The following is a 20,153-nucleotide window of genomic DNA, read 5'->3' as shown; positions in this document are numbered from 1 at the left end:
CCATAGGGTACCCCTATGACGGGTACATTCAAACGGTATTTCCGCCGCGCCCGCGCTTCACCTACAGTCACTTCATGCCCAGTCAGAAGCGCCGGCCGCCCGGCGATGGAGGTGACAGTGAATGCTTCCCGGTCGAATGCCAGTGACGATGTGCAGCAGGTCGCGACCGACCTGATCAGCGCCGACCGTGCGGTCGCACTCGCGGCCACGCTCGACCATCCGACCGTTCCCGCCGCCGGCGATGCGTTGCCGCCCGCGTGGCACTGGCTGTATTTCTGGTCGATCGCGCAGCAGGCCGAACTCGGCCCCGACGGCCATCCGCGCACGGGCGGCTTCCTGCCGGACCTCGGGCTGCCGCGCCGCATGTGGGCCGGCGGCCGGCTGACGTTCGAACGGCCGCTGCCGATCGGCGCGATCGCAACGCGCACGTCGCGCGTGCTGTCGGTCGAGCGCAAGGAAGGCCGCAGCGGCACGCTCGGCTTCGTGACCGTCGAGCACGTGATCGAAGCCGAAGGCGAAGTCGCGATCCGCGAGGAACACGACATCGTCTATCGCGGCGCGGCGGCGCCCGGCGCGGCCTTCGGCGCCGTCGCGCCCCCGCCGAAGGCCGCGCCCGAGCATGCGCAATGGCGGCGCGACATCACGCCGGACGAAGTGATGCTGTTCCGCTATTCCGCGCTGACCTTCAACGGCCATCGGATTCATTACGACCGCAGCTACGTGCGCGACGTCGAAGGCTATCCGGATCTCGTCGTGCACGGGCCGCTGATCTCGACGCTGCTGCTCGACCTCGTCACGCGCTCGCTGCCCGGCGCGACGATCGGCGAATACGCGTATCGCGCGGTGCGGCCGACCTTTCTCGGCCACCCCTTCAGCGTGTGCGGCCGCCTCGCCGACGACGGCAAGACCGTCGAGCTCTGGGCGAACGACCACGACGGCTGGCTGACCATGTCCGCGAGCGCGACCCTCGCCTGACCCATTCCGACGCTTTCCCTGATAAGACGCATGAACCCTACCGACGCGTACCAAGACATTCGCGAAGCCGTTCGCGACCTGTGCGGCGAGTTTCCCGCCGACTATTTCCGCGGGATCGACGAAGCGCGCGGCTATCCCGAAGCGTTCGTCGACGCGCTGACGAAAGCCGGCTGGCTCGCCGCGCTGATTCCGCAGGAATACGGCGGCTCCGGCCTCGGCCTGACCGAGGCGTCGGTGATCATGGAGGAAATCAACCGCGCGGGCGGCAACTCCGGCGCGTGCCACGGCCAGATGTACAACATGGGCACGCTGCTGCGCCACGGCTCGGCCGAACAGAAGCAGCGCTATCTGCCGAAGATCGCGAGCGGCGAGCTGCGCCTGCAGTCGATGGGCGTGACCGAGCCGACCACCGGCACCGACACCACCAAGATCAAGACGACCGCCGTGCGCAAGGGCGACCGCTATGTGATCAACGGCCAGAAGGTGTGGATCTCGCGCGTGCAGCACTCCGACCTGATGATCCTGCTCGCGCGCACGACGCCGCTGTCGGACGTGCAGAAGAAGTCGGAGGGGATGTCGATCTTCATCGTCGATCTGCATCACGCGATCGGCAACGGGATGACCGTGCGCCCGATTCCGAACATGGTCAACCACGAGACGAACGAGCTGTTCTTCGACAACCTTGAAATCCCCGCCGAGAACCTGATCGGCGACGAAGGTCAGGGCTTCAGGTACATCCTCGACGGGCTCAATGCCGAGCGCACGCTGATCGCCGCCGAATGCATCGGCGACGGCTACTGGTTCGTCGACAAGGTGTCGCAGTACGTGAAGGATCGCGTCGTGTTCGGCCGTCCGATCGGCCAGAACCAGGGCGTGCAGTTTCCGATCGCCCGCGCGTTCATCAACGTCGAGGCCGCGAGCCTGATGCGCTTCGAGGCCGCGCGCCGGTTCGACGCGCACGAACCGTGCGGCGCGCAGGCAAACATGGCGAAGCTGCTCGCGGCCGACGCGTCGTGGGAAGCCGCGAACGCGTGCCTGCAGTTCCATGGCGGCTTCGGCTTCGCGTGCGAATACGACGTCGAGCGCAAGTTCCGCGAAACGCGCCTGTACCAGGTCGCGCCGATCTCGACGAACCTGATCCTGTCGTATGTCGCGGAGCACATCCTCGGCCTGCCGCGGTCGTTCTGACGGGAGTGACGAGCATGCGTCCACTGGAAGGCATCAAGGTCGTCACGTTCGAGCATGCGATCGCCGCGCCGTTCTGCACGCGTCAGCTCGCGGATCTCGGCGCGCGCGTGATCAAGGTCGAACGACCGGGCGTCGGCGATTTCGCGCGAGGCTACGACGAGCGCGTGTCGGGACTCGCGTCGCACTTCGTGTGGACCAACCGCTCGAAGGAAAGCATCACGCTTGACGTCAAGCAGCCCGCGGCGCTGGACGTCGTGCACAAGCTGCTCGCGGATGCCGACGTATTCGTGCAAAACCTCGCACCCGGCGCGACGCAACGCCTGGGGCTCGACTACGACGCGCTGCGCGCGCGCTATCCGCGGCTGATCGTCTGCGACATTTCCGGCTATGGGCTCGACGGGCCGTTTCGCGACAAGAAGGCATACGACCTGCTGATCCAGAGTGAATCCGGATTCCTGAGCATTACCGGTTCCGACGGCGAGCCGGCCAAGGCCGGCTGCTCGATCGCCGATATCGCGGCGGGCATGTACGCGTATTCGAACATCCTCGCCGCGCTGATCGAGCGCGGCCGCACCGGACGCGGCCGGCACATCGACGTATCGATGCTCGAAAGCATGGTCGAGTGGATGAGCTATCCGCTCTATTACGCGATCGATGGCCAGCCGCCGCCGCGGCAAGCCGGCGCGTCGCACGCGACGATCTTTCCGTACGGTCCGTTCAAGGCCGGTGACGGCCACACCGTGATGCTGGGCCTGCAGAACGAGCGCGAATGGAAAAGCTTCTGCGAGACCGTGCTCCGCATGCCCGAGCTCGCGGCCGACGAGCGCTTCGGGTCGAACAGCCGACGCGTCGCGAATCGCGACGAGCTGGCATCCGTCATCGTCCGCGCGTTCTCGACGCTCACGGCCGCCGACGTGATCGACCGACTCGAGCAGGCCGGCATCGCGAACGCGCGGATGAACGACATGCATGGCGTGTGGACGCATGAACAGCTCGCCGCCCGGCACCGCTGGACGCGGGTCGATACGCCCGCCGGCGAGATCCCCGCGCTGCTGCCGCCCGGCATCGCACCGAGCGACGAGCCGCGCATGGATCCCGTGCCGGCGCTCGGGCAGCATACCGACGCGGTGCTGCGCGAGCTTGGGTATGCCGATGAACAGATTCACGCGTTGCATGCGTCCGGCGCGGTCTGACCGGGCCTTTCCGCGCTGATCGCAGCGCGCCCCTCATCACACTATCGAAGCGTCTCCGCGTCTGGTCAGCAGACGCGAGAGCGCCACATCTGGAGACATCATGGCGAACACCGTCAATGCCGCCGGCCGGCTCGACCGGCTGCCCGTTTCAAGGTTCCACTGGAAGATACTTGGATTGATCGCCGGCGGCGCGTTCCTCGACGCGTTCGACATCTATCTCGCCAACGGCTCGGTCGCGTCGATGGTCAAGGACGGCTTCACCGATCTGCGGCATGGCGCGATGTTCGTGTCGTCGACGTTCGTCGGGATGATGATCGGCGCGTTCGTCGCGGGGTATGTCGGTGATAGGCTCGGGCGGCGGTATTCGTATCAGCTCAATCTCGCGGTGTTCGGGCTCGCGTCGATCGCCGCGTGTTTTGCGCCCGACATCGAGTGGTTGATCGTGCTGCGGTTCATCATGGGGATCGGGCTCGGGGCGGAACTGGTCGTCGCGGCCGGGACGCTCGCCGAATTCGTGCCGCCCGACACGCGCGGGAAGTGGGTGTCGCTGCTCGCGATCATTACCAACAGCGGGCTGTTCGCCGCGCTGGCCGCCGGGTACTGGATCATTCCGAATCTCGGCTGGCGCTATATGTTCGCGCTGGCCGGTATCGGTGCGCTGGTCGTGTGGTTCATGCGCAAGCGGATGCCGGAATCGCCGCGCTGGCTCGAATCCGTCGGGCGGCTCGACGAGGCGGAGGCGACGCTGGCCGCGATCGAGCAGGACGTGAGCAAGCAGGTCGGCGCGCTGCCGCCGGTGCGGCGCACCATTGATCTGCATGTCGGGAAGGTGCCGCTCGCGGTGCTGTTTTCGAAAGGGATGCGTGGGCGGATGGCGGTTGCCGCGTTGACGGCGATCGGCGTAAACGTCGGGCTCTATGGCTTCATCGCGTGGCTGCCGACGTTTTTCGTCACGCAGGGGTTGTCGGTCGTCAAGTCGCTCGGCTTCGTGTTCCTGATGTCGATCGGGTCGCCGGTCGGCGGGTTGATCGGGTATCTGATCGCGGACCGGATCGGCCGTGCGAGGGGAATCGTGATCGCTTCGATTCTGAGCATCGCGCTCGGCTGGCTGTATGTGTCGCTGCGCGATACCACGGCGATCATTCTGGTCGGGTTCTGTCTCGTCAGTGCGATCTATACGATCACGACGCTCGGGCTGTTTGGGTATATCCCGGAGCTGTTTCCGACCGAGGTGCGGCTGCGTGGCACGGGCGTCGCGGGGATGTGCGGGCGGATGTCGTCGATCGGGACGCCCGCGCTGGCACTCGCGCTTTATCAGGCGTTCGGCGTGTCGGGCGTGATCGCAATGGTCAGCGCGACACTCGGCGTGCTGTGCGTCGCGATCGGGTTGCTGCGGGTCGAAACGGGGCGACAGGCGCTGGAGGAAGTCGCACCGGGGACGAGCGACGCGGATGGCGCGGCCGTCGCGCCGCGGGTGACCCAAGTTTGATCGGCGAAGATGTATCGGCGTACCGGCCGACGCGCGTCACCCGACTGCCCACGCGTGACCGGCCGCTGAATGATCGGCTGAAATCCTAATGTCATCTCCGCGACGCGCGCCATAGTATTAGCAGGAATCGATCGGCGTCGGGATAGCCGCATGCGCGCCGCGCGCGCAAGCCGCGACCGCGATCGAGGTGTACAGGTGCGATGGGGCCGCCCATCGGAGTCGTCAGCCGGAGCACGTTGATGAGCAAGCGTGACCGAAACCCAGCGAGCGCCGCGCTACGCAGGAAGGCGTGGATGTTGATCGTTCTGGCGGCCTGTTGGCTGCCGTGCGTGGGGTTGTGGGCTGGAACCTCCGACGACGCCACCCGTTTGCGCGCGCTATACCAGAATCTGAAACCGCAGCTCGATAACAACGCGTTTCATCGGCGGCTGTATCTGGATTCGCAGGAGTCGTTCTCCACGGTCACCGGCGAAGTCTACGCAGAAGTGGACTACCCGTTCGCGACCGTCAGCAACGTCCTGGATTACCAGTCGCAGGGCCTCGCGAACTGGTGCGAGCTGTTGATCCTGCATCCGAACATCAAGTACTGCCGTGCGCCCGGCACGAATAGCGACAACATGCTGGCCCTGAATATCAGCAAACGGGAAGCCGCCGCGGAGCTCCCGGCCACTTACCGCCTGTATTTCCGTTACGACGCGGCGGCCCGGGCCCCGGGATACTTCAAGGTCAAACTCCACGCCGACAGCGGACCCTTGAACACCCGGGATTATCAGATTGTCCTGGAAGCGGTGCAGCTCGGTAGCAACCGCACGTTCCTGCATCTGACCTATGCATTCAGCTATGGCCTGGTCGGGCGTCTTGCGATGAAAAGCTTTCTGGCAACGTTTGACCGCGGCAAGATCGGCTTCACAAACGTCGCAGGTCCGTCCGCGGCACAAGCGGAATACGTCGACGGCATACGAGGCCTCGTGGAGCGCAACACCATGCGCTACTACCTCGCCATCGATGCCTATCTTGCCGCGCTATCGAGCCCGCCCGACAAGCAGCTCGAGCAACGCCTGAGCACGTGGTTCAATTCCAGCGAGCAATATGCGCGGCAGCTGCACGAAATCGACCGGCAGCAGTACTTGCGGATGAAACAGGACGAATACCGGCGCCAGCAGACGGAGTAGCGGGCGGAGTAGCAGGCGACGAAGCGCCGGCGGACAGCACCGGAATGTTCGCGCCGAGCCGCTGTGAAAAGCGGACGCATCGCCATGACGCCCGAGATCCGACGCTCGCGACGCATGGTTTAAATGTATAAGGGTGGACTAGACCGAACAGGTAGCGTCAGTTCGTCTGACTCGGTTCGGCCAGAAGCGGTCGTTAGACATAGCCGCACAGATCGACGAAAATCGACGCATCGGCGAAGGACGCACGATGGGAGGCGATGGTGGCTGAGAAAGAACAACAAACGGTTACGTCGATAGAGAAGTTCTGTATTGGCGTACTGGCTGTCGTAACTGGGATCACAGTTGCGGCGATCATCTGCATTACCGCTCTCAATCTGATTCTTTATCACCGCTTCACGGCTCCCTCAACAGAAGACACCGACCTTGCCGGAGGTTTTGTATTGTTGGCACTCGCCCCCGTTTTTTTGCTGGTCATAATCGCATCGATAACAGGTGTTTTCTATTTGTTTCGAAAGATGAAATAAGGGAATCCGCGACGCATCGTCCTTCGCTGACGAACATGGGACGTTCGACACTCCTATCGAGTCGCGAAGTTTCCTGATTCAACGACAGCTCTTGGGAATTCTGAAGGACCGCTCAGGATCTATCTGCGCCGGTCGCGCGCCACTGCGCGGCGGCAGGCCGCGTTCGGCCAACATGGGTCATCCACCGGGATGTCGGCCGCGACATTCGAGCGTCATCGACGCATCCGAAAACGGCCATGCGATCGTCAGTAGAGGCGGCCGGTTGCCCCGAAACGCTTGACCGCAATGAAGCAGATGAAGCCCATCAGCACGAGCAGAACGACAAGCAAGAAATAGAGCCATTGCTTTCGCGTAGTCGGCAAATCCGTCAGACCACTAGCATCGCCGCTTAGCACCGCAAGTATGGCGACGATGATGGCAGCTACTACTAGTGTTCCTTTCGCCAAGCCACCGAAAATCACTTCAGCAAACTTTGATGGGTTCGGCGTGCTACAGGGCATTTTCTTGTGTCCTCTATCCGGCGTTACTGGTCAAATCTTCAATAATTTTCGCAATCATGGGGCGCGCAAACGCCTCAACCGGATCAGCCTTCGGCCGGTATGGTTGATGAAGCATCAATGACGCCCCATTTCGAACGACCGTTCGCAGATATATTGGATCGCTGGTTGACCGCGATGTTAGCCCGTCGACCGGGATCAGCCAACGGGTGACCGTTCAGCACTCGATAGCTGCCGTCCGCTCCCCTATGCTGCGGGGGACCGCTCCGGGTCGGGTGCGGCCTCCTACGTCGGGCGGAAGTCGGCCATCAAGCGACGTTTCCCTTAATCACGCTCGGTCCATTCAGCACATCGTAGCTAGTGTTCATGTTGACCCACTCCGGCCACGCCGTCTGAGTGCGATTGCCTGCGGCGTCCGACGCGCCTGTCGCTTTGGATGGAGACTGATATGCAGGCATACCTCTCACACTTCGACGGTTGCTTGTGCCGCCTTCTACAAGCCATGCTTAAGCAAAACTGCTAGCGAGCCGAAGCGCGACCGGGCGCAGGCCCTTGTGCCTGTGCCCGGGACAGCCGGCTTTGAATACGCGTTCCTGTCCTTCCAGATTCGACGCTACGCGCCGAACCGGATCGAGCCGTTCTCGATGGCAGCCTGGCCGCCGTATTGCCAGGTGATGTTGCGGTGTTCATGTCCGATCGGCAGACCCGAGTAGATCGGCAGACCAAAGCCGCCTAGCACGTCGACAAGCATCTGCTCGAGCGTGAAATCCGCGCCGTCCGGGATCGGGCAGCGCGTGAATTGCCCGAGCACGAACGCACGAGCTCCGTCGAACGCGCCGCTCAGACGCAGTTGCGTCAGGCTGCGGTCGAGCCGGTAGCCGAACTCCGTCACGTCCTCCAGCAGTACGATCGCGTCGCGTGAGCGAAGCGACCAGCGCGTACCCGCGACGCTCGCGAGTACCGTCACGTTGCCGCCGCACAGACGTCCCCGCACTGCATCAGGGGCGCCGGACAATTGCCGCAGACTCAGCGCGGCGCGTTCGTCGCCGGTCAGCACAGCGCGAATGTCGGCGCGCGTCGCGTCGTCGACCTTGGTCGCCAGACTGTGAAATGTCGGGCCATGCAGCAAACGCACGCCGTGCCGATCCGCGAGTGCGCAGAACAGTGACGTTGCGTCGGAAAAGCCGATGATTGTCTTTGGCGTTGCGATCTCGTCGGGCAAGTGCTCAAGCAAATGCGCGCAACCGAATCCCCCCCGCGCGAGCCACACGATCTCGATCGACGGATCCATCAGGGTGCGCCGCAGGTCTTCCGCGCGCTCCTCGGCGGTACCGGCGAAATAGCGGTACCGGCTACCGAGATGCGCGCCCGCCCTGACCTCGAAACCCCAACTTTCGACGAGCGCAATGCCACGCGCGATGCCTTCCGGATCGGGCACACCCGCAGGCGCGACCACGCCCACTGCCTTGCGTCGTGATTCCATTGAATGGCTACCTTGATGTTGGAGAACCTGCTGAATATATCCGACACCGCTTGCTAACGGCTCAGCCTTGTAACGCAGCGTCGTGCGCGCGGGGATGCTGCTTGGAAGCGGTCGTTGCGGTAGAAGGAGCCCGAACGGCTGCTGAGGGTCGATCGGCGCCGGTCGCGCGTTGCAGGGCGGCGGCCGGCCGCGTTCGGCCATGAACTGCCGGTCGATTGCATACCGCGGCGGACATTCAAACGGCCGCTCCGCCTTAGTTTAGGAACGTTCAATCCACTTTCCTCGTCGCCGTGTCGTCGGTCTTTCCTGTCGTTCGCCGTACTCCATCAATTCGATCACAAACGTCCCGTTTGCCAGCCTTCTGATCAGAATCGGAAGGTCAGTCTAGCCGAGCTCTTCTCTGACGTCCTCACTGGTAAGCAGACCACTTTTGCAAAATAATCGCTGCATCCCGTCGGGCCCCAAGGTCAAAAGATTGGGATCACGTAGTTTCGCATCGATCATGGTGACAAACGCATCGGCTTCAACAAGACAGACTTCACTGATGTCAGTCTCCATCTTGAGACTGCGGATCAGATCATCGAAGTCATCCTGGAAAGAACTGGATACCAAAACATAGTAAAGATTTCGCAGATGTCGACGCCTTTTCAACTCTCTGCTTTGCGTCGTTATGTATTCACGGATAGTCCGATCGTCTGTGCCCATCTTGTAGCCATTCTGCCTTGCCTTCGCATCCCAAAGAATCGCGTACGAGTGGTCTGCCGAGATTGCCAGACCGTCCTGAATGCGACCTTGTCCCTGCCCTTGAAGCTGCGTGTCATAACCGAGAATGGTGAAAGCCGCATGGACACTTTTCTCGAACGCACGAGAAATACTGGTACCAGCGGCCTTTGCCAAAGCTTCTAATGACGGGTCATTGTTGGCTAGCAAGGGAATGATGCTGATAATCGGGGGGACATAGCTGTCGGGTAGCTGCAACGGCGAAGCTATTCCATCAACGACGAGCTTCGGTTCCGGTTCTTGTTTCGTGACACCTGTGATCGTTGCGGCAGCGACCGACACCACAGCGGGCTTTTTCGCGTACCACCACACATGTTCCACGTCGTAGAGCGTGACAGGTTGCCCAAGTTTCTGCCGAAACAGGTCGCGAATTTCAGTGTCAAGATGAACGTAACCTATATAGGCGTCGGCCAGGTCTTCCGTCGGTTGGTAAAGGTTCAGGTCGGATAGTACTTGTACGCTGTTCGTGTAATACACGGGCCACTGGTCAGGGGCTTGAATCTGCCAAAAGTAGCTAAGAAAGAAGGGGATACTTGAGGGCTTTGGCCGCGAATGCTTACCTCCTCCGTTTGCAACGTGTTCTTCGCCAGACCGCCGAACGTAGCTCACGAAATTCCGAATTCGACTCCTTGCTACAACATCGTCAGAAGGTAACTCTATAGCCGATTTAAGTTCAGCAGTTAGCTCATCGACATCAGCACATGTGTTGTAAAGCAGATTGAAAAACATCTGCCCTTTTATGCCCTTAAAGCCCCACAATTCGTTGCGCTTGTTGATACGGTCGACTTCTGTCTTAAAAGTGCCAAGATCCGTAGATCCGCCGAGAAATTGACCGAGCACTGGCAACAATCGCTGGTCGATGACCTGCTTTCGATTTTGATCCAAAATAAGACATTCTTGAACAGGCGTCTTGCCTGTCTCTGGGTTGGCGGCGGCGGATCGAAAGCGTTCAAGCTCTCGAAGTGCGCGCGATTTTTTGTTTTCGTCCAGGATGGTCATGGCTTGTCGCGGCGATATGCGGATTGGTCGCCTGTAAAGTATCACTTTCACGGTGTGTAGTCACGTTTTTGGGGCGGCACGTGGTCAAGCCAAATCCCACCATACCGACCTTTGGTCTTTACAGTGTTTTCCGACGATTGAAAGGGGGCATTCATCGTCAATACCCTGCAGTTACCGCCGTCCGCAAAGGCTGATCGACGCGCCAAGGGACTCGCAGGAACGAATGACCGTTGTCCGGTGGAGCCTGCTGATTCGACGGAGGTAACTCTGCCGTCCGCTCCGGGTCGGCATCTGCCGTCGGCGTCCGCGGTCCCCCAACGATGCGGCGCGACCGTCGTCGTCGGGCCGGGTTCGGCCACGACCTACCGTTCACATGCGTCGCCCGTTGGACACTCAGGCGTCAGCTCCACCCCGTAACCTGTCATCCAATTATCTAAGACGAGCGCTTCTTCATCGGCCAAAGCAGTCAATTTTGTCATCGTGACAGGCTGACCGCTATATATAGTAGGCTGCCGGAAAGCCGCATTGTTGAGTAACTGGGTCAATATGCCCTGCTACAGCCAATGTGCGATGCCCGTTTAAATTTGCAGCACCGCTGATCATGACACATCCCGCGTTAAGGAGACCCGGATGCAGAACCTGGACGATCAGGCGCAAAAACTAAGAGCGATTTTTCTGGATTCCGCCACAGCCGTGCCGATGACAGATGAAGCTGCCGCCAATGAGGCGTTGGAAGCCTATCAGAGCCTTCAACATGCATCGGACCGGCTCTTCGATTTATTGATCGTCTTGGAGAATACGGGACAAACGGTTGGCACCGTGCGCTCTCTAGCCAATCATTTCTTTTTGGCTAATGTGCTGGATAAGGTGAGCGAACCAATCGCCGAGGCGCTGAATAACATTGCGGCTTGCCTGCCTGGAATCGCCAAGCCCAACGGAAAGAGGATTCCATCCGGGCCCGTTCAACCAGGCGCTTCTCCTCCTCCGCAAGTCACTGCCTTCGTGAGAGCACTCGACCACGAGTCGGCTTGGCTGGAAGCAATGCTCATAGGCCGCGCCTTCGCGGTCCTCAAGCGATTTCCATTTTCGAACGCTCGCACGAAAGCGGTTGCCGACGCAGCGACTCGGATCAGGCGGCTCGGCTACGCCTTTTCGATCCGCTCAGACCGATATCAGATCAGGCCTGAAGGTATCGAAAACATCGTCGGCGAAATTTGGAAATGCCTCCAGCGTCTAGGCTGTCTCAATGCGCTCTCGAATATCATGCGGGTGGCCTTGCAGACCCAAGACTACGCCTACGAGCAAATTTTATTCGGCAGGAAATATGCCGGCGGTCTTGGCTATCGGCCCCCGGGGTTGCCGATCGGGCTGCTTTATAACATTGCCGTCAAGCTGCCGGCGCAAGGATCCAACGAACGAAATGCCAAGTCCTTCTGGGACAAGGCCGTCTGCCTAGCGCGCGATCTCGTGGCGATGCTTGATCTCGAACCCTACTCACAATTTGCTTTTCTAGGATTGAATGCCGAAGCCTTGGAGGACGGACTGCGAGAGGTCGCTCACTACGACCACTGCTTCTCTCTTCGTCAGTGGCATCTCAGCTTCACGCCTCAGTTTCTCGCCATTTTTTTCCGCGAAGGCCTCGATGCCGATATGAAGCAGCGGATCGGCTGGAACGTTGCGGATGCGATACAGCTGGCTCAAGTTCTGAAAGAGCATGCCAGACCTGGCACTCAGGTCGTACCGATCCCCAGGTTGGTTGAAACCGGCTTCGACCCGGAGCTCTTTCAATCCATGTTGCCGTTCTTTGCGCATAGAGAGGGAGAGGCCAACAAACACTATCGCTCCCCCTTCGGGGCCGCGGGTCCGGACGTAATCTTCAAGCCGCTCATTCTGCTCAAGGGAAACAGCGTCGTTCTGCCGGCGGCCTCGGTACTGGGCCCAGCCCTGTTCGAAGCCACGTTCGCAGCCTGGAGAACCAATAAGACCGATCAGGAAATCGCCTGTCTGAGAGGCGATGCGGCAGAGAGGCTAACGAAATACATATTCGGCAAGCGTGACTTTCAACCGAGCTTCGAGAACGCGATCTATGATTTGGGTGGGCAAGGTGCCGGCGAGTGCGATCTCGTTTTCGAGGATGAGGAAAATATCATCCTTGTCGAATGCAAAGCGAAGGCGCTAACCCGGGGCGCCATGACCGGCATGCAGGGCGATGCGCTACTTGATTTTGCGGGTGGCTTGTTTGCGTCTCAAGCTCAGGCTCTCAGGCATGAGCGTATTTTGCGAAGTATGGGCGCGATACATTTCCTCGACGGGACGAGGCTGGAGCTTCGAGGCCGGCACATCACGCGCCTCACCGTGACCCTGTTGGACCACGGCGCGCTCCAGGATCGGTGGATGCTTAGGAACGTCTATAACGCTTTGTTGTCGGCCCAATTCACCTGCGATCCCGGCTATACGAAAAAAAAGCAAGTTAAGGACTTCAACACGCATCTGCGCTTGTTTCAGGAAGAGACACGCCTGCTTGCGGCGGCAGGCCAACACATCAACGCCCATCCGCTCAACGCCGCTTCCGCGAGCGTGGCCCAGCTCGACATCCTGTTGGAAAGCGTGCAATCGCTGACCGAAGTGAGGAATAGGCTATCCACTCCCATGACGTTCTCGACCCTCAATGTGCTACTGGAGCACTTCCATCAACAGAAGATGCGCAGCCAAGATCAGTCTTCTTAACGTCGGCATTGGCCGAGATCGGGAACGAAGTTGAGCACGTCCAGAAAACGGTGTAAAGCGGCCTTGGTTGTCCAAGTTCTTGATGACCGGTTTGGCCGATGACTTGCCGAGCAACACGGCGAGGCGAGCGTCCCTGGTTTCAGTGCGCCCTTGCCGGCCAACCCGATGTGCGGCAAAGCCGCGCCCCCCCCTGCGGGCCTCCAATCGCCCGTCTTTCAATGGCCGGCCTCAGCCACCCAACGAATCAGCGTTAGTGTTTACCGCGACCACCCGCAGGCTTCCCAGCCGGCTTACGCGCTCCCCCACCCGCCTTCGCAGCGGGTTTGCCTTTGCCGCGCGGTTTTTGCACGCTGAACGGGCTACCGTTCAACACGCTTGCGCCCTTGCCCGCGGCTCCGCCACCCTTGCGCTTGCCCTCACCGCCTTGCGGCCGCGGCTTTTTTCCGGCCACCGGCATCGCCGCCGCCCCGCCTTGCGGCACTTTGGGCTTCTTCGGCTTTTTAGGCTTCTTGATGATCTGCCCCGTCGAGCTGGTTTCCGGCACGCGGTGTTCCGCTTCAAACCCCGGCTCTTCTTCGCGGCGCAGCGTCTGCCCGATCAGCGCCTCGATCGCGGCCAGTTGCGGGGCTTCATCCGCACACACGAGAGACACGGCCACGCCGCTCGCGCCCGCGCGCCCGGTACGCCCGATCCGGTGCACGTAATCCTGCGCGACGATCGGCAGATCGACGTTGATGACGAGCGGCAAGTCATCGATATCCAGCCCGCGCGCCGCCACATCGGTGGCGACCAGCATCTGCACTTCGCCCGTCTTGAAGCGCTCGAGCGCACGCAGCCGCGCGGGTTGCGGTTTGTCGCCGTGGATCGTGTCGACCGCATAGCCTGCCTCGTCCAGCATGGACGCCAGATACTCGACGCCATTGCGCGTCTTGACGAACACCAGCGCGTGATCCCAGTTGTTCTCGGCCACCAGGTGCATGAAGAGGTCCGGCTTGTTGCGCTTGTCGACCGTCACCACCCACTGCTTGATCTTGCTCGCCGTGACATTGGGCGGGCTGACGCTGATATTGACCGGGCTGCGCAGAATGCTCGCCGCCATCGCGCGGATATCGTCGGTAAACGTCGCGGAGAACAACAGGGTCTGGCGCTGAACGGGCAGCGCGGCAAAGACGGCATTGAGCTCGCGCGCGAAGCCCAGATCGAGCATGCGGTCGGCCTCGTCCAGCACCAGCGTTTCGACCTGATCGAACTGCACGGCATTCTGGCGGTTGAGATCCAGCAGACGGCCCGGCGTCGCAACGAGCACGTCGACGCCTTTGCGCAACTTCATCATCTGCGGGTTGATGCTCACGCCGCCGTAGGCGGCCAGAAATCGCAAGTCGAGGCCCTTGCCGTACGCGACGAAGCTTTGCAGCACCTGCTCGGCCAGCTCACGCGTCGGCACCAGCACCAGCACCCGCGCGCGGTTGCTGGAAACCGCCGGGCCCTGCTGCACGAGCCGCTGCAACAGCGGCAGCGCGAAACCCGCGGTCTTGCCCGTGCCGGTCTGCGCGCCAGCCATCACGTCCTTGCCGCCGAGCACCGCGGGAATCGCCTTGACCTGCACCGGCGTAGGTGTCTGGTAATTGAGGTCCTGCAGATTACGCAGCAAGGGGTCGATCAGGCCGAGCGAGGCAAAAGACATGGACGTGTTCCGGGCTAAAACCGCAATTCTAGCGGTTGGCGCGCTGACCGGCTTCCTGTTGAGCGCGGATGCGAGCGCGATCACGGGGCAGCAGATCGTCATGTGTGGTGGCGCGTCGCTTTAACGCGAGCGGATGGTGTTGGCGTCGCCGATCCTAGTTCGATGCGACGCGCGCGAACGGCTTCGGCCGTCTGCCCGACTCCTGACGATCGATCATCCAGCCCGGGTAACACGGAGGCAAAGCACTCACGGCGTCGAGACGCGCCAATTCATCGTCGGTCAGGACGACATCGACCGCGCCGAGATTGTCTTCGAGCTGTTCGACCCGCTTGGCACCGATGATGACGCTCGTGACATGCGGCTTGGCGAGTAACCATGCGAGCGCGATCCGGGCGACCGACACATCTCGCGCGTCGGCGATAGAGCGCATCGCTGCGACGCACGACCACGCCCGGTCAAGATCGACCGGCGGAAAATCGAAATGGCTGCGCCGCGCACCTTCTTCTGTTGGCGCCCCCGGACCAAACTTCCCCGACAGCAAACCGCCGGCGAGCGGCGACCAGACAAGCAGCCCCATCCGCTCCTCGATCGCGAGCGGCACGAGTTCGCGCTCGACGTCACGCCCGGCGATCGAATAGTAGGCCTGGAGCGTCTCGAAGCGCGTCGCGCGGAGCGCTTCGCTGAGTCCGAGCGCCTTGCCGATCTTGCCTGCGCGCCAGTTCGAGACACCGACATAGCGCACCAGCCCCTGGCGCGTCAGATCGTCGAGCGCCCGCAGCGTCTCTTCGATCGGCGTGACGGAATCGTTCGCGTGGATCTGGTAAAGGTCGATATGATCGACCTGCAACCGTTCCAGGCTTCGCTGCACCGAATCCATGATGTGGCCGCGCGACGCGCCCTGATCGTTGGGCTTCGAGCCCATCACGCCGGCTGCCTTGGTCGCCAGCACGATCTCGCCGCGCGGAACGCCGAGGTCCCGGAGCGCTTGTCCGACGAGGCGTTCGGCGTGGCCAAAGGAGTAAATATCGGCGGTATCGATGAAGTTGATGCCGGCGGCCAGTGCGCGGGCGATCAATCGGGTCGCGTCGTCCCGGCCGACCGCGCCGATCGCCGCCCACATGCCGGCATCGGCATTGCCGCCCAGCGTCATCGTGCCGAGACACAGCTCGGAGACATACAGGCCCGTGCGGCCCAGTTGCTTGTATTGCATCGTCGTTTCCTTCTGGATCGGCTGGAAAGAATGCGGCGGTGTCCGGTCCGGCACGCACCGCACACCTGGATTTCAGCGGATTCGAGCGTGTGCTGCCCGAAATGGGCCGGCACTCGTTGCGACACGTGCGCCATACCGGCGTGCCGTCTCGAGATGCCCGTGCGACAAAGTGTGTTGCGTCATGCCTGGCTTCCTTTCATTCAGGTTGTCGCCGGGCGTCGACATGGGAAAACACTCTACTGAGTCGCAAGCGGGTGATAAATGACGGCCGATTGAACGTTCTGTTACTTCCAGAGTGAACAATGCAAAACCGCGACGTGCGCTTGATCTTTGCCAAGCGTCGATCCCACGACATATCGGCGGCGGCAACCCAGGCCATTGCGGCCCGGCATAAAACCGGCCATGAAAAAACCCGCCGAAGCGGGTTTTCTCACTGCGTGCCAGTATTCTTATGGGTTTTGCTTCGCACTGCTTCACACTGGCGTTTTACCTACCTTGGGGTTGACCTGTGGCAGCGGGGGGAGATCAATGTCACTGCGGGCCATACCCAGGCAGGCAATGTATCCGTCGATATGCTGAAAGCCAACCTGCGCCTGGAAATCCAGAATGGCTACATTGACGTCCGCCTTCAGCTGATACTCCATCGCCGTCGCCACGGGCCCTGATGGTTCAGACGTTCCCCATTGGGTGTACTTCAGCGAATTTGTCGCAATGCTGACCATATCGACAGCAATTTTCACGTTGTCAGGGGTGTCATGGTAAGGAACGTCGCTGTAGACGTGTTTCACCTTCTGGAGGCTGTCCGCATTCCATGCCATCGGCACGATATCCCTCGTCGTGAATATGCGTACCGCATTGCCTCGCATCTGCTCGTCGAAATAGTCGGCGAACACCTTGTTGCCTGCCGTCGGCGCGGCAAACGTCTGGCAGTGGTACGTCAGAGATTGCAAGCCGCTCTGATTCTTCAGGTACAACACGATCGCGGACGCCAACGCTCCGCCGAGGCTATGCCCGACAACGTTGACTATCGATGACGGTGGCACGGTGCTCAGGAATTGGACGAGCGTCTGATGACTTTCATCGGGCGTCTTCAGTACGTGGTACAGCGCTCCGTTCGTACCCGCCGATATGCGTGCGTCCGACGGACAGTTCGGCACATACGCGCTGAATGGCTCGAGGGTGTCATAGGAAAAATCGCTCAGAACATCAAGCGGGGACGTGAAATTGGTGCCGCTCGTCACCACTGTATATTCGCCGCTACCGGCCAATTGCAAGACGACGGTGACATTGGCAGCTTCGCCATTCGGATCCAATACGATTGCCGGCCCCCAGGCGATTTCGAATCGATCGTTCCGAGTCATCTTCGATCGGTTCAGGCGATCCACGATGATCTTTTTGACCTGCGACGCAGTCGGATGATTGAGTTCCCTCCCGACTCCGTCGACTGCTGCGTTGTTAAGAACATAGGCCAACGTGAGATTGGCCTGCATTTGCTCGAGTCTGCTGGATGTCATGGTTCGCCTCGTCGTCGCGCTGCGGAAGGGGGTCATTGCGAACCAGCCGATCCCCCCCTGTTGCGCCGCAGCGGATCGGAATGGGGCTTGATTGCACGGAACGCAAGCGGGGCAGGCTCGCAATGAGCACGCAAATCATCGCGCGCGCGGTACGGCGGAACAACCTGTCGAGATTGGCAGGTACCGTCGGCCTGTCACGGCCGCGCGGGGCGACTCGTGCTTCCGGCCGACGCGCGGCTTGCATGGCGCTTTTTGAGGGTTATACGACCTTTGCGCCATTCGCATCACATTCCATACTTCACATCGAAAGATCACGCCGGGAAAGGCGCACGAACGCGATTGCGTTTCGAGCGTTCGCCCGGATCAATCACGACATGGAAAGGAATGGAAGATGAGGCTCAAGAACAAGTCCGCGTTGATCACGGGCGGAACCAGCGGCATCGGTCTTGCAACCGCGAAGCTGTTCATTGCGGAAGGCGCGCGAGTAGCCGTTACGGGTCGCGACGATTCAGTATTCGAGCGCGTAAAGGCCGAGCTTGGCGAGCATGCGCTCGTTCTGAAGGGCGACGTGCGTTCGATCCAGGACATGCGCTCGATTGCAGCCGACGTAAACGAGCAATTCGGCGGCCTGGATGTCGTGTTCGCCAACGCCGGCTGGGCTTTCCCGTCCGCGGTCGACGATATCGACGACAAACTCTACGACGAGATCATGGACGTCAACGTCAAAGGTGTGGTGTTCACGCTTCAAGCGGCGCTTCCGTACTTGCGTGAAGGTTCATCAGTGATCCTCAACACATCGTTCGTTGCGCAGACCGGCAAGCACGGCATCTCGTTGACCGCCGCTGCGAAGGCCGCCGTGCGATCGCTCGCCCGCAGCTGGTCCTACGAGTTTCTCGACCGGAAAATCCGCTTCAACGCGATCGCGCCCGGCGTGATGAACACGCCGTTGATCACCCGGTGGGGCATGTCCGACGAATGGGTTCGCGACCGTCGGGCCGAGTTCGCCGCAGCGATTCCGGTGGGCCACCTGGGCAAGGCCGAGGACATTGCCTACGCCGCACTCTATCTCGCCAGCGACGAATCCGCCTACGTCGTCGGCACCGAACTGGTCGTCGATGGCGGTGCGTCGCAGCTTTGAGCCTGCGGTTCATGGCCGCCACGCGGTTCGTCGTGGCGGTGATTCAATCCGGCCCAGCCCGGTGGCACTCGCCGAGCGGCCGAAGTGCAAGGAGAAATCATCTTGACCGACAGTAGCGATAACCACGCTTCCGTAAAACCACTCACCCGAGCAGGTCGCTCGCGCCGCGATGTGCTCAAGCTCGGAAGCGCCGCCACGCTCGGCGCCGTCCTGGGCGGCGGCGCGTTGCTCGCGCATGCCACACCGGTGAGCGCACAGACAGGCAGCGAGGGGTTACTTCCCCCGAATGCCCCGCTCAACATTTTGATCGTCAATTACGACGGCGGTACGCTTCTCGACTTCGCCGGCCCCAGCGAGATTTTCCACCGGCTACCCAATACGAACGTTCGCTACGCGAGCCTCGATGGAGGCAACGTAACGCTCGAATTCGGCGTCGTGTATGGCAACACAGAACGACTGGCCGATATCGAGCAGACCGATGTGATCCTCGTCCCCGGCGGTTCCGATTTGTCGGCGCCGATGCGACCGGCGTATCAGGCGCAGATCCGGCGTCTGGCGGAGAGCGCCAAGCACGTTACGTCGGTATGCAACGGATCGCTCGTGCTCGCCGCAACCGGCGTACTCAACGGCAAGCGAAGCGCCTGTCATTGGGCCTTCGTCAACAAGCTGTCCGAATATGGCGCGATTCCCGTTCCCGAGCGCTTCGTCGAAGACGACAACGGCCGGTTCATGAGCGGCGGCGGCGTGACGGCGGGCATCGACTTCGCCCTTCGCGTCGCAGCGAAACTGCGCGGTCGACAGGCCGCCGAATTCACGCAGCTCGCGATCGAATACGATCCCGCGCCGCCGTTCCACTCCGGTCATCCGAGGGACGCACGGCCGGAAGTCATCGCGATGGTCGACAAGAAGCTGCCCGGCGCATCGAGGGGGCTCGCACGCATCCCCGGCGTTCGCTGAAACGCTTGTCTGCAACAGCTGCAGCCCGCGGCCGGCCTCGATGAAGGCCGCGGCCACGTGCCCGCTCCACCGGCCCATTTGGCGCCGTCCTTTCAATTCAAGTCCGTTCGGGAATCACACGATGCAACAGATCCGTCTTTGTACCGCTGCTCTTGCAGCCTGCGTCTCCTTTTTCGCATTCACGACGCCCGCCACGGCCGGCGGCGCGCAACGTCCGCCCGAAGCGGCCATCAAGGCCGAAAACGCCCGATGGGCGAATGCTTTTGCGCGAGGGGACTATGAGGCGATCGGCCGCCTCTACACCGACGACGGCACCCTCCTGCCGCCCGGAGGCGACAAAGTCACCGGGGGCCGCGCGATCGCCGAGTACTTGACCAAGGGCTATGCCGGAACGAAACCGGGCACCGTATCGTTCAGCCATTACGAGTTCTACGGTGACGACCGGATGGTGACGGAGGTGTCGGATGCGGAGGTGCACGATCACGATGGAAAGCTCCAGATCCGCGGCAAGCAGATCCTCGTGTTTGTGAAGCAGGCCGGCGAGTGGAAGCTGCATCGCGACATGTGGAACGACTACCCTCCGGTCAAAACCGCCGACCATTGAGCGGCCGGCGAAATAGCCC

At 61.4% G+C, this 20,153-nt stretch carries 17 protein-coding genes; 11 read left to right on the top strand and 6 right to left on the bottom strand.

The window, feature by feature from the left end:
• Positions 1–117 precede the first annotated feature (117 nt).
• The 6 genes from ACP26O_RS32500 (at position 118) to ACP26O_RS32475 (ending at position 6,541) form a co-directional block, all read left to right on the top strand.
• A complete protein-coding gene (locus tag ACP26O_RS32500; RefSeq protein ID WP_175665777.1) occupies positions 118–975 on the top strand; it encodes an FAS1-like dehydratase domain-containing protein in 858 nt (285 codons plus the stop codon).
• 30 nt (positions 976–1,005) lie between these two features.
• Positions 1,006–2,163 (top strand): acyl-CoA dehydrogenase family protein, encoded by a 1,158-nt coding sequence (locus ACP26O_RS32495; RefSeq protein ID WP_175665778.1) that lies wholly within the window; start codon positions 1,006–1,008, stop codon positions 2,161–2,163.
• A gap of 14 nt (positions 2,164–2,177) precedes the next feature.
• A complete protein-coding gene (locus ACP26O_RS32490; RefSeq protein ID WP_175665779.1) occupies positions 2,178–3,356 on the top strand; it encodes a CaiB/BaiF CoA transferase family protein in 1,179 nt (392 codons plus the stop codon).
• 100 nt (positions 3,357–3,456) lie between these two features.
• Entirely contained in the window at positions 3,457–4,845 is a 1,389-nt protein-coding gene (locus ACP26O_RS32485) for an MFS transporter (protein WP_175665780.1), read from the top strand.
• 239 nt (positions 4,846–5,084) lie between these two features.
• Positions 5,085–6,017: a hypothetical protein gene (locus ACP26O_RS32480; protein ID WP_175665781.1), complete on the top strand. Its 933-nt coding sequence runs from the start codon at positions 5,085–5,087 to the stop codon at positions 6,015–6,017.
• Between the two features lie 260 nt (positions 6,018–6,277).
• On the top strand, positions 6,278–6,541 hold the full coding sequence (locus tag ACP26O_RS32475) for a hypothetical protein (RefSeq protein WP_175665782.1): 264 nt from the start codon (positions 6,278–6,280) through the stop codon (positions 6,539–6,541).
• A 245-nt stretch (positions 6,542–6,786) separates the two neighbouring features.
• On the opposite strand, the gene ACP26O_RS32470 is transcribed toward ACP26O_RS32475, so the two are convergent.
• From ACP26O_RS32470 to ACP26O_RS32460, 3 genes are all read right to left on the bottom strand, one after another.
• Positions 6,787–7,041 carry a hypothetical protein gene (locus ACP26O_RS32470; RefSeq protein WP_175665783.1) on the bottom strand — a complete coding sequence of 85 codons (255 nt, stop codon included), beginning with the start codon at positions 7,039–7,041 and terminating at the stop codon, positions 6,787–6,789.
• 610 nt (positions 7,042–7,651) lie between these two features.
• Positions 7,652–8,722, bottom strand: coding sequence for a S66 peptidase family protein (locus ACP26O_RS32465; RefSeq protein WP_244099040.1), 1,071 nt, complete (start codon positions 8,720–8,722; stop codon positions 7,652–7,654).
• Positions 8,723–8,905: 183 nt separating this feature from the next.
• Positions 8,906–10,300, bottom strand: a complete 1,395-nt coding sequence (locus ACP26O_RS32460) for a hypothetical protein (protein WP_175665784.1) — start codon at positions 10,298–10,300, stop codon at positions 8,906–8,908.
• A 630-nt stretch (positions 10,301–10,930) separates the two neighbouring features.
• Here ACP26O_RS32460 and ACP26O_RS32455 point away from each other — a divergent pair.
• Positions 10,931–13,027 (top strand): hypothetical protein, encoded by a 2,097-nt coding sequence (locus tag ACP26O_RS32455; protein ID WP_175665785.1) that lies wholly within the window; start codon positions 10,931–10,933, stop codon positions 13,025–13,027.
• Positions 13,028–13,277: 250 nt separating this feature from the next.
• Here ACP26O_RS32455 and ACP26O_RS32450 read toward each other — a convergent pair whose 3' ends face one another.
• The gene (locus ACP26O_RS32450) at positions 13,278–14,711 is read right to left on the bottom strand and encodes a DEAD/DEAH box helicase (protein WP_175665786.1); all 1,434 of its coding nucleotides are present in this window, start codon (positions 14,709–14,711) and stop codon (positions 13,278–13,280) included.
• On the opposite strand from ACP26O_RS32450, the gene ACP26O_RS32445 reads away from it, so the two are divergent.
• The gene (locus ACP26O_RS32445) at positions 14,710–14,835 is read left to right on the top strand and encodes a hypothetical protein (RefSeq protein WP_267478964.1); all 126 of its coding nucleotides are present in this window, start codon (positions 14,710–14,712) and stop codon (positions 14,833–14,835) included. The genes ACP26O_RS32450 and ACP26O_RS32445 overlap by 2 nt on opposite strands.
• A 30-nt stretch (positions 14,836–14,865) precedes the next feature.
• On the opposite strand, the gene ACP26O_RS32440 is transcribed toward ACP26O_RS32445, so the two are convergent.
• Together ACP26O_RS32440 and ACP26O_RS32435 are read right to left on the bottom strand one after the other, a co-directional pair.
• A complete protein-coding gene (locus tag ACP26O_RS32440) occupies positions 14,866–15,921 on the bottom strand; it encodes an aldo/keto reductase (RefSeq protein ID WP_175665787.1) in 1,056 nt (351 codons plus the stop codon).
• Between the two features lie 473 nt (positions 15,922–16,394).
• Positions 16,395–17,435, bottom strand: coding sequence for a lipase family protein (locus ACP26O_RS32435; protein ID WP_175665788.1), 1,041 nt, complete (start codon positions 17,433–17,435; stop codon positions 16,395–16,397).
• 391 nt (positions 17,436–17,826) lie between these two features.
• Here ACP26O_RS32435 and ACP26O_RS32430 point away from each other — a divergent pair, with 391 nt between their 5' ends.
• The 3 genes from ACP26O_RS32430 (at position 17,827) to ACP26O_RS32420 (ending at position 20,134) form a co-directional block, all read left to right on the top strand.
• Entirely contained in the window at positions 17,827–18,573 is a 747-nt protein-coding gene (locus ACP26O_RS32430) for an SDR family oxidoreductase (protein ID WP_175665789.1), read from the top strand.
• 102 nt (positions 18,574–18,675) lie between these two features.
• The gene (locus tag ACP26O_RS32425; RefSeq protein ID WP_175665790.1) at positions 18,676–19,530 is read left to right on the top strand and encodes a DJ-1/PfpI family protein; all 855 of its coding nucleotides are present in this window, start codon (positions 18,676–18,678) and stop codon (positions 19,528–19,530) included.
• Positions 19,531–19,651: 121 nt separating this feature from the next.
• A complete protein-coding gene (locus ACP26O_RS32420) occupies positions 19,652–20,134 on the top strand; it encodes a YybH family protein (protein WP_175665791.1) in 483 nt (160 codons plus the stop codon).
• The last annotated feature ends 19 nt before the right edge of the window (positions 20,135–20,153 follow it).

Origin of the sequence: Burkholderia sp. R-40 (assembly GCF_049942845.1) — a bacterium.
Lineage (GTDB): Bacteria > Pseudomonadota > Gammaproteobacteria > Burkholderiales > Burkholderiaceae > Burkholderia > Burkholderia ambifaria.
The sequence above is the reverse complement of the archived record's forward strand: the minus strand, read 5'-3'. Positions and strand labels throughout refer to the sequence as shown.